Consider the following 16065-nt stretch of genomic DNA (forward strand, 5'->3'; position numbering starts at 1 on the left):
TCTTCTTTTTAAAATGAATGAAATTAATGTTCCTTACTCTGTACTTCTGTTTTTTCTTTAGATAAAAACCAACCGCCTAATGCGATCAGAAGCATCACAGCCCAGAAGATGGTATTCCATATTGGTCCTTCAACAAAATCATGTGAAATAATATGAAGAGCTGGATGAGCTAATGTATGCATTAACAGCTTAACCCCAACCCATCCAACCAAAAGCATAGCAGCTGTTTCAAGGCTAGGTCGTTTTGTTAGTAGCTTAACGAAAAATCCTGCTGCAAATCGGATGACAATCAGACCTGCTATAGCACCTAATAATATAACAATAAATTTAGCAGCATCCATACCGCCGATATTCCCCATTGCTGTATCTGGCAAGGCAATAACAAGAGCAACTGCAGCTAAAATTGAATCTACGGCAAATGCGATATCAGCTAAAGCAATTTGTGCAACAGTCATACGATAGCTTCTCACTTTTTTCTCTTTTCCGTCATCATGCTTTTTTAATAAATGCTTTAGCGCAATGAATATTAAATAAGCTGCACCGATTGCTTGAACTTGCCAAACATTGTAAAGAAACGAAATAATAAAAATGGCACCAATTCTAAAAATGAAGGCTAATAACAACCCAATATTAATCGCTCTTTTTTGCTGTTCTGCAGGTAAATGCTTTGCCATAACAGCTAAAACCAATGCATTATCAGCAGATAATAAGCCTTCTAAAAGAATCAAAATCAGTAAAACCCAGCCATACTCCAATAATAAAGTGAGTTCCATCTTATCCTCCTAAAAAATAGTAATTACTTTTATGTTAAAGATAAAAACAAACGATTTTTTAGTGAAAACAGTTGTCTTTTCTTTTTACAATATTGTCCCGATTTCTTTCATTGCTTATGCAAAGATCTGACAGGTAAATACGTGAAGTATTCTATGATCTTTATTACCCATTTTTCATCCTAATCAATCTTTAGCTTCATTTCATCTACTTCATACGCATGACAAGTTAAATAGTTTCATATTTTTTTAGATTAAACGATTTTTTTCATGAGTTTTGTTAATTTTCTCATGCTAAAATAAGACCAATTCGAACTAACAATCTTTTATAATGGTTCTAATAAGCTTGTGAGGTGAAACATATGAGAAGTAAGGAAGAAATGATGAACCTGGGAATGAATTTTGCCCTTCAATGTGAAAAAATTAGAATCTTTACTCTAGAAGGATCACGAACAAATGCAAATATTCCGAGCGACGAATTTCAGGATTATGATTTTAGTTATTTTGTTACAGATATAAACTTTTTTAAAAAAAATGATGATTGGTTAAACTATTTTGGTGAAAGGATTTTGATGCAAAAACCAGAAGCAATGGAATTATTCCCGCCTGAATTAGGAAATTGGTTCTCGTATATCATGATTTTTAAAGATGGCACAAAAATCGATCTCACGCTTATTCCACTAAACGAGTATAAAGATTATTTTAAAAACAGTGATGGACTTGTTGAAGTGCTTTTAGACAAAGATAGGTTAATAAAAGAAACCGTAATTCCAACGGACAGAATGTATCATATTCAAAAGCCCAGCGAACAATCGTTCATTGACTGCTGTAATGAATTTTGGATGACTTCTACCTATATTGCAAAGGGTCTTGCCAGAAAAGAATTCCTCTTTGCTGCCGATATGATGAACGGGCCATTTCGCCCGAATTTACTCACGATGTTACGATGGAAGATTGGAATTGAAACTAAATTTTCACTTAGTATTGGCAAATCAGATAAGTTCTTACATAAATACGTCTCTGAAGACATATGGAATACTTTAATAGCGACATATGAAATGGGTTCATATCAAAAAATGTGGCATGCCCTTTATACGAGTTTTAATCTATTTAGAGAAACTTCTCACTTTGTCGCCCAAACTCTTGGGTTCCGCTATCCGGACTTCGATGAAAAAGTAAGCGCTTATATAGAAGGGATTCGTCAGAAATCCATACAAGAATAATTAAAGGGACAGTCCCCCAAACACAATAGTAAGCTCCATATCTTTGTGTTATTTGGAGGATTTGTCCCATTAACGTTTCTTTAATCAGGTTTAGACTTTACCCAGGCTGCAATGTCATTTACAACATATTCTGGTATGTTAGCTGGTGTAAAGTATTCCATCGGTGTGCTCATTTCCCCTTCTCCTTCTGTAAAGAAGTGATTAAGCTTTGGATATAACCTGTATTCAACATTGGTTCGATCTGAAAGTTCTTTTTTCCAAATTGGTATTTCAACATCTGAAACAACCTGGTAATCGCGCTCACCTTGAATAATTAACAATGGATTATTTTGCCGTTTTGCCATCTCTGCAGCTTTAATATCATTAATCGAATCCCAAAACACTGACTGTCCAAGATGGAATTCCGCTGGCGGATTTTCGCCTGAAAAGTTTGGATCATTTAGCATCGCAAATTGTTCCTTAAAAAACGCAGAATCCTGTGGTGTCAATTGGCCAATTGAAAGAAGATAATCAAATTGATCAAGGATGACATCCTGAATGGTTCTTGCTGGTCCGCCCATGACGATTGCACCAGCAATATTATCCCTTTTGTCTTGGTTGATCATTTGCGGCACCATCATACCGCCTTGACTATGACCAAGAATATAGATTTGATCATCATCGATCTTCTTCTCTTTTTCAAGCAAACGTGTTGCTAGAAGAGCATCATTTGTAGTCTCTTTATCAACCGTGTGATATTGATCCGCCGTTGTTTTTACTGAATGCTCGAATGTTCGTTTATTATAACGCAAAACCGCAATACCGTTTGAAGCTAGCCCATGAGCCAAATCACGGAATGGTTTTAAGGCATAGGCTGTTTCATCCTTGTCACTTGCCCCAGATCCTTGAACAAGAACGACTACTGGAAATGTTCCCTTTCCTTTAGGGATGGACAGTATGCCAGGCAGTGCAAATTCCCCTTTTCCGATCACAACCTCCTTTTCAGTAAACAAATCGGGATTGCTGTAAGCAGGCTCTGCTGCTGACGGTCCGAAAAAACTGTTTAATAAGAAATCATTGATCTTTCCGGTTTTGTCCACTCTAATTGTAAACGGATACGCCCCTCTTTCAAATTGAAGCACAACCTCTACATTTGTGTGGACTTTATTTGACTCTATCACCTCAGCTCCACTGATACCAGTGAATGCTCCTAATTGCGGGTGCAGCTGTTGTAAAACTGTGTTCCAGTAGATCTCCAACCATTGTTCAGAAATTGATTTCTTTAAGGCATGTGAAGAGAATTTTAAGGCTTGTCCATACTTACCTGCTTCCATAGCCGTCACAAATTGAACGGCATTATGTACAAAACGATCGTTTTGTTTATCTTTGGCAATATTAAGCCCTTTATTAACGGCCTTACTTTGCTCTTTAGTAACAAACCTTGGTATGTCTAGTAGATTAATAGATTTCGATACCGCAAAAGCTTCTGTTTGTTCAATCAAATCCATTGATTGGTTGGTTGAGCTCAATCCAGAAACTGATTCCTTTCCCATTGCCATAGTGGGGATGCTTAAAGAAATCGTCAGCCCCAGGATCAGACATTTTTTTCGAAATGATTTTTTCAAAAGAATACCTCCCCTAAAATCTTTGCTTCTTTTCTATCACTCTTTTTATTACGTTTCTGATAGGAGGAGGTTTCATAATTTCCCTTTTTTTCAAAAAATAGGTAAAAAGAAACATGATGATCTTGTTACAAAATGGAGACAAAGTAACAAAAAGTGGCATAAAAGTCCTTTGAGATCTTGTTAGATTTTAGTAGGAGAGAAATTTAACTGTTTAATAATTGCTGGCAATTCATTTAAATCATCTACAATTAAATCTGTATCGACATGATTCCATTGCACATCTTTTTTCCAAATTCCTTTGATTCCAACATTTTGAGCACCCCTTACATCGTTTTCAGGATGATCACCAACAAAAATGGCTTCGTGTGGTGGAACAGAAAGTTGATTTAATGCCTTTTTAAATAGAAGTGGATCTGGCTTTTTCCTTCCCTCCCACTCGGAAATTAACATAACATCAAAATATTTTTCAATACCTAATGCCAAGATATTATCCATTTGAAATTGTCCAAAGCCATTTGTAATCATTCCTAATTGCAGATTACTATTTTTCAAGTTTTCCAGCATGTCATTCAGATGCGGGAAGGGTACACAGTTATTCTTGAATTCAACTATGTAATCTTGAAGTAATTCTTTCCAAGTGATTTTTTCAATCTTAAATTCATTTACTAATTGTTTATATACCTCATCCTTCCAGACATAACCGCGTTCCTCGATTTCGATAAATCGTGAAACATACTTCTCTTTAGGTATGTGGCCAACCTGTTTATGTAATCTTTCATATTGCCGATTAATGAATAGATTTACCGATTCATCTCTATTTAATAACGTTCCGTCTAAATCAAATAGTGCTGCTTTGATCATCTAAAAATCACTCTCCTTTTTAAAGATTCTTTCTTGATTATTAAGCAAAATCCTTTTTTTCACGCTGAATCATAAAAGCTTAAATTAGCTTTTATTAAAATAAAGAACCGCCATAACCCAAGCAAAGATTAAGACGATTCCTCATTGGATATTATTATTTCTCTACAGATTCGAGCGTATATAATGAAAGGTTTGGATTAGGGTTAACCCAAGCACTTTCAAATACAAAGGTCAATTTATAATTTTCGTTATCACTGTATGTGACATAATACATTCCTTCTTGCTCTTTTTCGCTGACAGGCTCCCCAAGCAATTCCTTAACATCAGCTAAATGAATGGTTGTCAGCTGTGGATCGAAATCATCGATGGCTGTAATTGTTTTTCTGCCTGTTGAACCGTCATAAAGGAACCGAATATTCTTGCTCCAATAATTGGCTGCAACAGTACTTAAATCCTCTGCTGGACCCCATTCTTTTTCAACCTTTTTCAATGAATCCCCAACAGAAAATGAGCCGCTGCTGATCGTTTGCTGGGATTCATAGGCTAACCCCATGATTTTCCGAATCAACAGATCTGGGGAAGTCTCAGAGGGTTCTGAAGCAGCAGAAGCAAAAGCAGCCCCACTAAATAAAAGGAAAACCAATGTTAAAATTGAAAAGCCTCGAATTAAAAGATTACTTTTTTTCAAGATTATCCATCCTTTCTACAATTAATTATTCATGTAATTCCCTAGAAGACAGTTATCTCTGATGATAACAAAATCACTTAAACTTGAATCACCACTCCTTTCGTTTGTTTCAAATCATATATAAAACGATCTCTTTTCGGAAAAAGTCGCAAAAAAAATAAAAGTTAGGTCTCTTTTACTAAATAAAAAACCAAATGTCCTATTTATGGGAAATGTCCAATATTGATTTTCCTGATATTTAAAAAGGAGAATCATGCTTTTACAAGCTAAAACATGCGTATTGACAATGATAATCATTACTATTAATATGTTTTATGTGGATAATTGAAAATGATTATCATTACTGGTTATATGCGTTATCATTCTTGTTTTATTTTCTAACCTACAACACTATTATTAAAGGAGAAGATTAAAATGAAAAAAATATTCATGCCCTTTCTACTTTTGGTTGTACTTATTGTAAGTGCTTGCGGGAACAAAGAGACAACGAACGCAAATAATACATCAAAGAGCGAAGCAGAAACAGTTACATATCAATCTGAAACCGGACCTATTGAGGTTCCTGCAGCCCCTCAAAGAATAGTTGCGCTCACCAATGGACCTAATGTATTAGCTTTAGGCGGTAATATCGTCGGCATTGATCAATGGACTAATATGAATCCTCTTTTTCAAGAAAAACTTAAGGGAGACGAAGTCGTATCAGAGGAAGACTTGGAAAAAATCATTGAACTGGAACCAGACCTAATCATAGCAGGATCCCACATGAAAAACTTAGATAAACTAAATGAAATCGCACCTACTGTTGTATACACTTGGGGAAAATTAGATTATTTAACACAGCAAATAGAAATCGGAAAACTCTTAAACAAAGAAAAGAAAGCAATAGAATGGGTTACTGATTTTAAAGCGCGTGCAGAAACCGCAGGAGAAGCGATTCGCGCAAAAATTGGTAATGATGCAACTGTTTCTGTGATTGAAAGTGGTGATAAGGAGTTTTATGTATTTGGAAATAACTATGCACGCGGAACAGAAATATTGTATCAAGCAATGAAACTGAAAATGCCTGAAAAAGTAAAAGAACTTGCACTTGAATCAGGTGTCTATACATTCTCTTCAGAAGTTCTTCCTGAGTTTGCCGGAGATTATATCATCTTTAGTAAAAACCCAGATGGTGATAATTCATTTTTGGAGACCGCTACATGGAAAAACATACCTGCAGTAAAGAACGGTCGTGTAATTGAAATCAATACTAAAGCATCGACCTACAGTGATCCAATCACTCTTGAGTACCTTTTGAAAATCTTTGAAAAATCATTACTTGACAATTAGTCACCAAAGAAGGAATTCGTAGAATATGAATTCCTTCTTTAAATTTTGTGCTGTACCTATATTTCAAGAGGAGCAAATTATTTTCATTTGTTTATTTCTGCTTTTATAAATAGTTTTTGCAAAAGCTGATTTTACCCATTCAAGGAAGCAGCGGTTTTCCATATTTCACTAACACATGCCACAAAAGCTTTAATTCCTGAATGACTACCTTATATGATCCACGATCGCGCCATTTTTTTGGATTGCGTGCTAAATCAATTACTGCAGCTCCAATTTTGCTGGCATCGATAAAATTATTACTTGTAATTCTTCTTGCTAAAGATGGCATGGATGGACCTCTAAAATCTAGCGGCACCTCATCAACGCTAAGAACAAATCCCTTATGCCAATAAAGATCAATGGAATACTTTAAGCATAACTGTTCTAAAATTTTCCCTATTTGATTTTCCTTGAATGAAGGATCTGCAACTAAGATTTCCACATCTTCTTTTAAGGAGATATCGCCATGAACCTGGGCTTCGATGTAATGATTAAGATTTCTGCTAGGATCTCTGTTCGCTGGGTCTGGAAATGGTTTTTCAAGATTTACAAGCATATGATTGATAAGTCTAGTTGGTGTTAAATTGATTTCACCGATTGCAAAATCTCTTAAAAACGTCTCTTCAAATAAGGCAGCCAAAATGATGTCAAACTCTTCAAAAGTTCCCTTTTCTTTTGGATTTTGGTGTGAATCCAAATAAGTAAATGTAGAACGATATGACGTTTCAGGAGATAGGAGAAAATAGCAGGATCCAAAACGAGGAGCAGGTCCGTCCGGATGTAACATGACATTTAATGCTCCATATTTTGGTCTTTGATTATTGGTTGTTCCCGCTAATTGATAGGCTCCGCCAAAAATTTCCTCCTCCCAAATGTCTCGTTCACCTCCAGGGTAAGCGGATACACTGCCATTTGATAACAGTGTTTCAAATTGACTCTTATATATTCCCTGTTCGAGTAGAGCCTCAGCAACACTTTTCATAGTCGAATCAGGTCGATCTGGATGAAAGTGCAAAGCAATCCTTGCGTGTTTTTTTAATTTGACCACCGCATTTTCAAATAATTCTCGCGGGATATTAGACATTTTAAGTATGTGGTTAATGGTTGATTTTGCTTCTTGCTTATTATTTCTTGCATAGTTTGTAATATGCTCGATTGCTAAAAGTTGGGACTTTGATAATTCCTTGAACAGAAAAGTCTCTCCTTTCATTTTCATTATAATTTAAATCGAATGACGCATTTTTTAATAGATACTGTTTTATCAAACGAGAATTCTAGATAAGTATATTTAATCCTCACTGTTTCTATCTCACTATCATGCCGCTAATTACAATAATAAAAAATATATATTTCTAATCTCAACCTCCTTTTTCTATGTATTGGTTAGTCAAAAAAAGGAGGTTGTCTAAAAAAGATATGATATTCGGGTTTGACACCATCCAGTTTAAAATATGCTGAGTTATTGTAAATGCTTAGGTGGAGCTTTTTTATGTGCATTATACTGAACTTCTGCAAAAATATCCTCTTCACTTTCTTGCTTATGCTGTTTATTTAACAGGTTTAAAATTTCATTTATATGTGTAAGTTGTGCATTACTGGGTATCAAGTTAACGATTGTTTGTTTAAAATCTTCAAAGTCTTTTTTTGTTACAGGCTTAGCTTCATCTTTTAATTCGAAACCCAATTGACCATTTGGTTCTAGTGTTGCCCATTTTACGTCACTTATTTTAGAAACACTATTTTGTCTTAGCTTCATTTCAAGCTGGTCAACGGATAATCTAAGTTTTCTCAAATTTTTTTCATCAAAATTTCCGTTTTCAATGACGACCTTTGCTTTACCTGTAATCATTTTTTCGAACTTGTCAGATTTTATTTGAATAAACTCCATAATTAATAATGTAACGACAAGAACAGCACCAATTAAAAAAGTTGTCCAAATATTTTTCCCCGCTACTGGTTGAATAAGTAAAGTTCCAATCGCAATCATGATGACAGTTTCAGCCAATGTCATTTGTGAAATGGTTTTCCTGCCTGCAATTCTTAAAAGGACTGTTCCTGCAAAAACAATTAATATCGGTTTCCAAATAAGATCCCATACCATAAATTTATACCACCATTTCATTTAAGAAGTTTGGTGATATCTTTCCTAACTTATCCTTTTTTATCCATTTGATTGGTTCATAAATCTTGAGAAAGCCTGATCATATCCCTGCATTGGATACCGTTCTCGAATATTTCTTCTTGATAATGTCTAACGAAAAAATCTCTATCAATACCAATTATTCTAAACCCACACTTTTGATAAAGAGCCAGTTGATCAATGCTTGAATTTCCAGTACCAACTTCAATTGTTTTGAACCCTTTCTGTTTGGATGTTTGTATTGCATGGAGTACTAATCGTTTCCCAATCCCTTTTCCCTGCTCTTCTTCTAAAACCGCGATGTTTACCAATTCGACGGTTTCTGGTCTTGTCGGAAGAAGCACATAAACCCCAATCAAATGATTTTCCTTTTCAGATATATAGCATTCTCCTCTATTCACATACTCGTTAACAAAGTTTTGAGAAGGGTCAGCCATTAAAAGCAAATTCATTGGTGCTTTATCATCTCTATTTAGTTTTCTGATTTTCATATGGATCTCCTCTATCGAAGTTTTACTTTCAATTGATTTACCTTTTTCATGAATCTTTTACTCTTGTACTCCCTAACAAAGCTTAGATATAAAAAAAAGCGCAAGGCGCTAAGCATTCGGCGACAAGCATAAGGCGAACAAGAATAGAAGGTGTTCTTTACCTTCAATTCCTGTTTGACTAGCCCCTAGAGGCGGTTAAAAACTAGGGCGGCCTTATCTCTTAACTGCACTTGCAAGTCCTGTGCTTCGCCGATGGCGCCTGGAGCTAGATTCAGAAACGCAAGCTATGTTAAGAAAATATATAAATTCTTCTATAAAAAAGAACAGGCAAGCTGACCTGTCCAAATAAAAAGATGAAATTCATACTACTATTCATTCAATCCCAGTGATGTTAGGTAATTCTTAACTAATTTTTCAGCTTTTTCTTCGGAATTCACGCCAAAATCAGATGTCATTGTACGTGTTATTGCTAGTAATTGATCCTCTTTTATTCCTGCTGTTAAAAATCGATCTACAACATAAGCCACTGTTTCATCAATCTCTTTTTCCATTAACAATCTAGTCATTTCAATTTCTTTCCCCCTACCATACTAGAAAACAAACATAATTATGACAAGATTTACTATACCGTGAAAAAGGTGAAAAATTTGTAAATTGGTGTCGTTGTCGAACGTTTTTTTTAGTTAGTTGTCATTTTTCCATTTTATTGTTTATTTGTTACTGGTTTCAGGGCATCTTCTAAGAATAGCTGGTATAAATAAAGAATAACTGATGATGAAACACTTAATAGAAAGAGTTGTATCCTAGTCATATTTTTCATTTTATAAATATTTAGCTTTTCAAATAAAGTTGTAAGCGGATATGCAAATATGATACCTAAACCAATGTTAGCGGCTAAATAGAGCCAAAAGCGTCCTAATGTAAATTTAAAAAGCCAAATGGGTAAAAAAATAAATGGTCCAAATGCAAAAGGAAAATTTGAAGGCAATTTAGGTAAGATACTGTTTTTTCTACCCACCATTTTGCTTTCTCGTTAACTGCACTCAAGATCGTATACATGAATGCCGTTAAGGTTCCGACAGGCAAGTATCGTTTGAGTGAAAATTTATCTAATTTAAGTAGCGAAGCCCAAGATATGAAAAGTACACCATATAAGATAACTTTTATTTTCATGAAATTTCCTCCATTGTGCTCTTTAAGCATATCCTTCCCAAAATTTCAACAAATATAAAAGGAAATGTAGTTCATAATTAATTTGAAACAGGCTCGTCATTCATCACTAATCCCAATTAAAACTGGCCAAACCTGTTTTCACCCACTCAAATTCTGACATCAGATGGTGGAACAATTAATGTATAAAAATACATAGTATCGTCAGAACTCTAAATAACATACATTATAAATCAACTAGAACATTAACAAAAGGAGCTGTTACACTTGCGTTACACAATCATTACAGGACAAATCCCGAGTCTTCCTGGATATGAGATGGCCCATTATCTTTACCCTTCTAGTTATCATCCTCATCTTGTTCCATATATTTGGTGGCAGCCATCTTTTACAGTACCTGGTCAACATGGGATACACCATGTTTATTATTTTAGATGACACCGTAGTTTTCATTTTTTGAAGCGATCTACCCTTTTAAATATAGAATCACAATAGCCAAAATGATAAATCCAATTAGAAAAAATGGTCCGATTCCTGATGTATATACGATGTGAATTTTAACGTAAAGAACTATATTAACGATAAAAATGATAAGTAACAAAAAACTCAATAACATGATTACGTGTTTATGTTTATTTCTATACAAACTATCAGCCCCTTTTTGGAAGCTAGTTTTTAGATCTTATTTAATATCATTCACCTTACCCATATGTTTTGCCTTTATCAAACTTTATGTAGGGTATACCTTGTATTATTCTGGAAAAAATCTATGCGTCCCCCTTTAAAAAAACTTGTTTTATCATTTTTGTTTAAAACAGTATCATCATTCGTTTTCTTAAAGATCTGTATAATAACTTTTTTCTTTTAATTAAACCTTTTTTTTTCAATAAATGAATATTATTGCTATTTAAAGTTCATTTTAATGGTAAAACAGGTACGAGGTACTCATATGATATTTGATACATTTTCTGAGTTTTATAAAAAAATATGAATTTAAATGAAGAAACCATCCAGGCTTGGGTTGATAAAACATTATTTACCTACCATTGGTGGTTAGGTGTTATACTGATCATTGTGCCTTATATCCTTTGGTTTAAATTTAGAAAACGAAAAAGTGCTGATAGACTTCATTATGCTGGACTCTTTGTTGCATTAGCCTCTTCAACTTTGGACTATGTAGGGACGTTTTTTGGATTATGGAAGTATGATTATGAAGTTATTCCGATTGTGCCAACCTACACCCCCTTTAGTTTTGCTATTTTGCCTATCACGGTGATGTTTATTTTGCAAATTAAGCCAAAGATTAATCCATTCCTTAAGGCCTTTGCTTTTGCTGTATTTTCTTTGATTGCTTTACCAATTGTAAAGGGAATTGGAATATATGACCCTGTAAAATGGAACTACTTTTATTCATTTATTATTCAATATATCATGTATCTTATTGCTCATTACCTTGGTACAAGAAACAGATTTGCTGAACTAAAAGATCAAAAATAATAGGTGAGAAACAACATTCCCACCTTTTTGTGTGTTTATAAAACAAACTGCCAATCTTCTAATCCTTAAAGTGATCAGGGTGTGACAGACAAATGTTTAAAATTCAATTAAGTTTTCTTTTTCACTAAATATTTCATTAAAATAAATCCGATCACTAAGCCTGGTATCAAACTCAACATCGGAAGCCAGACTGGGCCAAACAGGATTCCGAAAAAGTGCAGCTTCGATGAATAAATACATCCAACGGTTACAAAGTAAGCTGCAAATACAAAAGGTAAAAAAGAATACGCTTGTTTTCCTCCGCCTGCATCCTTCCATGCATCCCACAGCGAATAGAAATATAAACAAGGATAAAACATTAACCATTGATAATCAGCTTGTAGAATTGATTCCTCAATTTCCCCTTGAAAACTGTAAATAATAACACTGTTAAAATTCGCCTGGGCATTAATAAATAATTCCAGGATCAATAAAATAATTCCCTTTATCATTTTTCCGTTGAGAAATTGACCAAATCCAGGAAATGCAATGCTCCATAATAACGCTTCTAATGGGTTCGCCACTTTCCATTAGTCCTTTGCCAAGTTTCATTATTTATCTCCATCCAACGATCCTCCTAGTCCTAGTTAAAAACCATCTGAGGTTAACTTTCCCAAAAAGAAAAGAAATTATCTTCAAACAACAAGTACCAAAAAATGTAAAAGGAAGGCTTTTTGCCTTCCTTTACTCATTGATTTATTGTTTTTCATGGTCTTTCTTTTTCACTTTTGATTCCATATTCGGTCGTATATTACCTGGTTATTCTCTTTTTTTAACAGAAAGACATCAGGATTACTAAGATTTTTCCATCCGTCAAATCCGAACTCTTTATTATAATGATGTAACAGCAATGATAAAAGATTGCCATGAGTCACTATCACTGTATGTTCAAAATCACTTTGAAAAACTTCTTCGATGACCTCTAAGATTCGCTGCATAGCTTCTTGACTTGACTCACCGCCATCATACTTCACCTCGAGATCTTCAAAAGTTATTCTCAGTTTATCATACCAATCTGGAAGATTACTCGTGCTTAAAATACGTTCTGACAAATTACTATTACTCTCAATTTCTATCTTTAATCGCTCAGCAAGCGGCTGAACAGTTTTCATCGCACGCTTATATGGACTCGATATAATCCGCTCAACCGTGAAATCAGAGAAAAAGTTAGATAGTTCAATTGCTTGATTAAAACCGCGGACTGTAAGGTCTGCATCGGCTTCCTGTCCATTAGCTTCACAATGTCTTACAAGATAAATGATTTTCACCTAAACCACTCCATTATTAAATCGTAAACACGAACCTTTATGTCCAATGCGGGTTCCAAACTACTTCCCATAAATGACCATCAGGATCTTGAAAATGTCCGGAATAGCCTCCCCAAAAGGTTTCATGTGCAGGATCTGTGATGACAGCACCAGCTTGTTTAGCTTTCTCCATGACCAAATCGACTTCTTCTTTACTGTCTACATTGTGACCAATTGTAAATTCGGTCGCGCTTGGAGCTGTCAAAGGTATTTTTGCTTCATGAGAAATATCCTTTCGATTCCATATTGCAAGCTTTAAACCCGACTGCAGATCGAAAAAGGCAACAGCACCGTGCTCAAATTCTTCGCCTTCGATTCCTTTTGTCGGCAAACCTAGTCCGTCACGATAAAATGTTAAAGACCTTTTCAAATCATCTACACCTAACGTAATCACTGTAATTCTCGGTTCCATTTTTACCTCCATATAAAAGCTATGTATTTATATTTTTTACTGATTCAGTTGAATTTCTTAAATTATGGCTGTAAATCATCATTTAAGCAAAATTCGATTCTTTGTCTCAACCATTGAGGTATGTAATGATAGAAACAATGGTCCCCATATAAATCCTTTACTATTTTTCTATATATTACCATATGAACAATTGTTGGGTCAAAATTCTCTAACTTATTTACTAGAAACATAGCTAATTAGTACATTCTACAGCTATTCTTTGTTCGTCAGAAAAAAAGTGTTACCATTTTTACGGTAACACTTTTTACTAAATATATTAAGCTGAACGTTTTTCTAAAGAAGCATGCTTGTTCTTTTCTTTAAGACTTAGCATTGCAATAAAGGATACGCAGTATAATGCTGCTAAATAAGTCATGGCGATTGTCATATCATAGCTTTGCAGAATATATCCGACAAGAATTGGCGAAAGGCCGCCAACGGCTCTACCAAAATTAAAAATTGTATTCGTTGCGGTGCTGCGAATTTTAACAGGATAAAAACTGCTGATTAATGCACCATATCCAGCAAACATTCCGTTAGAGAAGAAGCCAACGATCGCACCGCCGATTAAGACACCTGCACTTCCTTCAGCAAACGAATATAAAAATACTGCTGATGCTGAAGCAAGAAGAAATATTCCGTATGACCGTTTTGCACCAAATCGATCCATAAATTGTCCAAAGGTCAGCATTCCGATAATCATTCCAACAGCTGTACTGATTGTCCAAAGCGCTGAACCGGAAACCGACAATCCTTGTGATTGTTGCAGCATGGATGGCAGCCAGATCATCAATCCATTGTAACCTGCGATCTGCACAGTTGCCATAATCGCTAAAGATAATGTTGTAAAAGCAATTCTTGGTGTTTCAAATAACTGCAGCAGTTTACCTTTCTCTTTTTTGCTTTCAACTTTCTTTTCTTTTTGAGCAGCTACCCATTCCGGTGATTCATCTAAGTTTTTGCGTACAAGATAAGCAAAAATGACGGGTAGGACACCAACAAAGAATAATGCTCGCCAACCGAATAAAGGAAGGATCATCGCACTAAGCAAGGCTGCAAGAATAACGCCATATTGTGCACCGACACTTACATATGAAGAAACTCTTCCTTGTTTATTCTTTGGCCACGCCTCTGCAACAAGCGCCATCCCGATGCCATATTCTCCACCAGCACCTAAGCCGGCAATGAATCGATATAAGTAAACCTGTTCAATATTTGTAGCTAATCCAGTTAAGGCTGTTCCAATTGCAAACAAAATAATAGTATAGGTGAAAATTCGTACTCTCCCAAATTTATCAGCTAAAATTCCGAATAATACACCACCAATTAGCATTCCAATATTCGTAATGGAAGAAATAAAACCGCCAGTAGCTAAATCAATGTTAAATTCGGATATAATCATTGACATCGCAAATGAGATAAACATGATGTCCATGCCTTCCAATGTTAAACCTGCTACAGATGCAACGACTGTTTTTTTACGATAATTCATTGTAGTTCCACCCTCCGTTGTAATCTTGTCATATCTCTTTTTACTTTGAAGGAATGGAGTTTGAATTCATCCATTCTCTTTTCAAGCCTCACGGGACTCTGATTAAAAGAGGTACTTATTAATAAACTTAAAAATCCCTTTGGTCACAGAGGACAAAAGGGCATAATAAGACATACATGAATCCATAAATTAGTTTTCATTTGCCACCCTTTTCGGCCTCTCTGGACCGTATTAAAGGTAAAAATATTATTTTGATATTATACTAACAGGTTTAACAAGCTGATTCAATAAAAAAATGATCTTCCCACGTCTTTGAAGAAAATTGTGATTTTTAAAGATGGTATTTTCTGGACTATCCTTCAATTTAATATTTTTCCTATATTTACTTTAACGACATATTTGTCATACTCGTGACATATAATGTATCAATCTCATAGGAAGGAGGAGAAACCAATGGATAATCGGATTTTCTTATTCCTTGCTACGATTTTATCAGGTTTTGCACTTATTAAAGTTCCTTTAGCTGGCTCATTTCTCGAAAGCGTTTCACCATTTACTAATATTCTCGGCATATTAACTGTTTTAGTCTTCTCACTCGTCTTACTTTATCATGGCGTAAAAGGTTTATTTAGTAAGTAAATACGTATTAGGAAGGCACTCTATATGGGTGCTCTTCTTTTTTAAAAACATAAGTTTTAATTAATCATATATCAAAAGAAATAGGTGAGGAAAACATGTTTGCTGTTTATTTTTTTGAGAACAAAAATCTTTTATTAAGTCAGCTTCTTAGACGTGTTCCAACTGATGGTGAGGAATTAAAAATTAAAGGCCGAAAAGGTAAAGTTGTAAATGTTACACAGGTAGATGAAAACAAATTTTTTGTACAGCTTCAATTAGAAATTGTAAATAAAAATAAACTTAGTTTAGAACAGGTAAAAAAGAAAAAACGATAATGCATTGAAAA

At 34.7% G+C, this 16065-nt stretch carries 20 protein-coding genes; 6 read left to right on the forward strand and 14 right to left on the reverse strand.

Features of this window, described 5'->3' with window-relative positions; all coding sequences use genetic code 11:
• Positions 1 to 23 precede the first annotated feature (23 nt).
• Positions 24 to 773 carry a MeeY/MeeF family manganese export membrane protein gene (locus ACSVDH_RS16590; protein WP_439251379.1) on the reverse strand — a complete coding sequence of 250 codons (750 nt, stop codon included), beginning with the start codon at positions 771 to 773 and terminating at the stop codon, positions 24 to 26.
• 359 nt (positions 774 to 1132) lie between these two features.
• On the opposite strand from ACSVDH_RS16590, the gene ant(6) reads away from it, so the two are divergent.
• Positions 1133 to 1993, forward strand: a complete 861-nt coding sequence (gene ant(6), locus ACSVDH_RS16595) for an aminoglycoside 6-adenylyltransferase (RefSeq protein WP_439251380.1) — start codon at positions 1133 to 1135, stop codon at positions 1991 to 1993.
• A gap of 80 nt (positions 1994 to 2073) precedes the next feature.
• Here the strand turns inward: ant(6) and ACSVDH_RS16600 are convergent, their stop codons facing one another.
• The 4 genes from ACSVDH_RS16600 to ACSVDH_RS16615 form a co-directional block, all read right to left on the reverse strand.
• Positions 2074 to 3603 (reverse strand): alpha/beta hydrolase, encoded by a 1530-nt coding sequence (locus ACSVDH_RS16600; protein WP_439251552.1) that lies wholly within the window; start codon positions 3601 to 3603, stop codon positions 2074 to 2076.
• A gap of 174 nt (positions 3604 to 3777) precedes the next feature.
• Positions 3778 to 4458 carry an HAD family hydrolase gene (locus ACSVDH_RS16605; RefSeq protein ID WP_439251381.1) on the reverse strand — a complete coding sequence of 227 codons (681 nt, stop codon included), beginning with the start codon at positions 4456 to 4458 and terminating at the stop codon, positions 3778 to 3780.
• Positions 4459 to 4612: 154 nt separating this feature from the next.
• Positions 4613 to 5146 carry a DUF4309 domain-containing protein gene (locus tag ACSVDH_RS16610; RefSeq protein ID WP_439251382.1) on the reverse strand — a complete coding sequence of 178 codons (534 nt, stop codon included), beginning with the start codon at positions 5144 to 5146 and terminating at the stop codon, positions 4613 to 4615.
• A 377-nt stretch (positions 5147 to 5523) separates the two neighbouring features.
• Positions 5524 to 5604 (reverse strand): hypothetical protein, encoded by an 81-nt coding sequence (locus ACSVDH_RS16615; protein ID WP_439251553.1) that lies wholly within the window; start codon positions 5602 to 5604, stop codon positions 5524 to 5526.
• Between ACSVDH_RS16615 and ACSVDH_RS16620 the strand changes: the two genes are divergently transcribed.
• The gene (locus ACSVDH_RS16620) at positions 5576 to 6475 is read left to right on the forward strand and encodes an iron-hydroxamate ABC transporter substrate-binding protein (RefSeq protein ID WP_439251383.1); all 900 of its coding nucleotides are present in this window, start codon (positions 5576 to 5578) and stop codon (positions 6473 to 6475) included. The genes ACSVDH_RS16615 and ACSVDH_RS16620 overlap by 29 nt on opposite strands.
• Positions 6476 to 6614: 139 nt before the next feature.
• On the opposite strand, the gene ACSVDH_RS16625 is transcribed toward ACSVDH_RS16620, so the two are convergent.
• The 5 genes from ACSVDH_RS16625 to ACSVDH_RS16645 all read right to left on the reverse strand — a co-directional run bounded on the left by ACSVDH_RS16625 (position 6615) and on the right by ACSVDH_RS16645 (position 10166).
• A complete protein-coding gene (locus ACSVDH_RS16625; RefSeq protein WP_439251554.1) occupies positions 6615 to 7724 on the reverse strand; it encodes a DUF3626 domain-containing protein in 1110 nt (369 codons plus the stop codon).
• A gap of 249 nt (positions 7725 to 7973) precedes the next feature.
• On the reverse strand, positions 7974 to 8615 hold the full coding sequence (locus ACSVDH_RS16630; protein WP_439251384.1) for a DUF421 domain-containing protein: 642 nt from the start codon (positions 8613 to 8615) through the stop codon (positions 7974 to 7976).
• Positions 8616 to 8692: 77 nt separating this feature from the next.
• On the reverse strand, positions 8693 to 9145 hold the full coding sequence (locus tag ACSVDH_RS16635; protein WP_439251385.1) for a GNAT family N-acetyltransferase: 453 nt from the start codon (positions 9143 to 9145) through the stop codon (positions 8693 to 8695).
• A 368-nt stretch (positions 9146 to 9513) separates the two neighbouring features.
• Complete coding sequence (locus tag ACSVDH_RS16640) at positions 9514 to 9711, reverse strand: hypothetical protein (protein WP_299089915.1); 198 nt, start codon at positions 9709 to 9711, stop codon at positions 9514 to 9516.
• Positions 9712 to 9848: 137 nt separating this feature from the next.
• Complete coding sequence (locus ACSVDH_RS16645) at positions 9849 to 10166, reverse strand: hypothetical protein (protein WP_439251386.1); 318 nt, start codon at positions 10164 to 10166, stop codon at positions 9849 to 9851.
• A 416-nt stretch (positions 10167 to 10582) separates the two neighbouring features.
• On the opposite strand from ACSVDH_RS16645, the gene ACSVDH_RS16650 reads away from it, so the two are divergent.
• Both ACSVDH_RS16650 and ACSVDH_RS16655 read left to right on the forward strand, forming a co-directional pair.
• Positions 10583 to 10753 carry a hypothetical protein gene (locus tag ACSVDH_RS16650; protein WP_439251387.1) on the forward strand — a complete coding sequence of 57 codons (171 nt, stop codon included), beginning with the start codon at positions 10583 to 10585 and terminating at the stop codon, positions 10751 to 10753.
• Positions 10754 to 11302: 549 nt separating this feature from the next.
• Positions 11303 to 11812, forward strand: coding sequence for a CBO0543 family protein (locus ACSVDH_RS16655; RefSeq protein ID WP_439251388.1), 510 nt, complete (start codon positions 11303 to 11305; stop codon positions 11810 to 11812).
• A gap of 107 nt (positions 11813 to 11919) precedes the next feature.
• Here ACSVDH_RS16655 and ACSVDH_RS16660 read toward each other — a convergent pair whose 3' ends face one another.
• From ACSVDH_RS16660 to ACSVDH_RS16675, 4 genes are all read right to left on the reverse strand, one after another.
• A complete protein-coding gene (locus tag ACSVDH_RS16660) occupies positions 11920 to 12375 on the reverse strand; it encodes a hypothetical protein (RefSeq protein ID WP_439251389.1) in 456 nt (151 codons plus the stop codon).
• Positions 12376 to 12573: 198 nt separating this feature from the next.
• A complete protein-coding gene (locus ACSVDH_RS16665; protein ID WP_439251390.1) occupies positions 12574 to 13119 on the reverse strand; it encodes a histidine phosphatase family protein in 546 nt (181 codons plus the stop codon).
• A 37-nt stretch (positions 13120 to 13156) separates the two neighbouring features.
• Positions 13157 to 13570 carry a VOC family protein gene (locus ACSVDH_RS16670; RefSeq protein ID WP_439251391.1) on the reverse strand — a complete coding sequence of 138 codons (414 nt, stop codon included), beginning with the start codon at positions 13568 to 13570 and terminating at the stop codon, positions 13157 to 13159.
• A gap of 316 nt (positions 13571 to 13886) precedes the next feature.
• On the reverse strand, positions 13887 to 15101 hold the full coding sequence (locus ACSVDH_RS16675; RefSeq protein ID WP_439251392.1) for an MFS transporter: 1215 nt from the start codon (positions 15099 to 15101) through the stop codon (positions 13887 to 13889).
• A 453-nt stretch (positions 15102 to 15554) separates the two neighbouring features.
• On the opposite strand from ACSVDH_RS16675, the gene ACSVDH_RS16680 reads away from it, so the two are divergent.
• Positions 15555 to 15740 carry a hypothetical protein gene (locus tag ACSVDH_RS16680; protein WP_299089931.1) on the forward strand — a complete coding sequence of 62 codons (186 nt, stop codon included), beginning with the start codon at positions 15555 to 15557 and terminating at the stop codon, positions 15738 to 15740.
• Between the two features lie 95 nt (positions 15741 to 15835).
• On the forward strand, positions 15836 to 16054 hold the full coding sequence (locus ACSVDH_RS16685) for a hypothetical protein (RefSeq protein WP_439251393.1): 219 nt from the start codon (positions 15836 to 15838) through the stop codon (positions 16052 to 16054).
• Positions 16055 to 16065 lie beyond the last annotated feature (11 nt).

The organism is Metabacillus sp. Hm71, from assembly GCF_051842955.2.
Lineage (GTDB): Bacteria > Bacillota > Bacilli > Bacillales > Bacillaceae > Metabacillus.

Excerpts from the sequence above, each read along its gene's own strand:
- ACSVDH_RS16590 (WP_439251379.1), bottom strand. The coding sequence starts at position 773 with ATGGAACTCACTTTATTATTGGAGTATGGCTGGGTTTTACTGATTTTG.
- ACSVDH_RS16605 (WP_439251381.1), bottom strand. The coding sequence starts at position 4,458 with ATGATCAAAGCAGCACTATTTGATTTAGACGGAACGTTATTAAATAGA.
- ACSVDH_RS16620 (WP_439251383.1), top strand. The coding sequence starts at position 5,576 with ATGCCCTTTCTACTTTTGGTTGTACTTATTGTAAGTGCTTGCGGGAAC.
- ACSVDH_RS16625 (WP_439251554.1), bottom strand. The coding sequence starts at position 7,724 with ATGAAAGGAGAGACTTTTCTGTTCAAGGAATTATCAAAGTCCCAACTT.
- ACSVDH_RS16630 (WP_439251384.1), bottom strand. The coding sequence starts at position 8,615 with ATGGTATGGGATCTTATTTGGAAACCGATATTAATTGTTTTTGCAGGA.
- ACSVDH_RS16635 (WP_439251385.1), bottom strand. The coding sequence starts at position 9,145 with ATGAAAATCAGAAAACTAAATAGAGATGATAAAGCACCAATGAATTTG.
- ACSVDH_RS16640 (WP_299089915.1), bottom strand. The coding sequence starts at position 9,711 with ATGACTAGATTGTTAATGGAAAAAGAGATTGATGAAACAGTGGCTTAT.
- ACSVDH_RS16645 (WP_439251386.1), bottom strand. The coding sequence starts at position 10,166 with ATGGTGGGTAGAAAAAACAGTATCTTACCTAAATTGCCTTCAAATTTT.
- ACSVDH_RS16655 (WP_439251388.1), top strand. The coding sequence starts at position 11,303 with ATGAATTTAAATGAAGAAACCATCCAGGCTTGGGTTGATAAAACATTA.
- ACSVDH_RS16670 (WP_439251391.1), bottom strand. The coding sequence starts at position 13,570 with ATGGAACCGAGAATTACAGTGATTACGTTAGGTGTAGATGATTTGAAA.
- ACSVDH_RS16675 (WP_439251392.1), bottom strand. The coding sequence starts at position 15,101 with ATGAATTATCGTAAAAAAACAGTCGTTGCATCTGTAGCAGGTTTAACA.
- ACSVDH_RS16680 (WP_299089931.1), top strand. The coding sequence starts at position 15,555 with ATGGATAATCGGATTTTCTTATTCCTTGCTACGATTTTATCAGGTTTT.
- ACSVDH_RS16685 (WP_439251393.1), top strand. The coding sequence starts at position 15,836 with ATGTTTGCTGTTTATTTTTTTGAGAACAAAAATCTTTTATTAAGTCAG.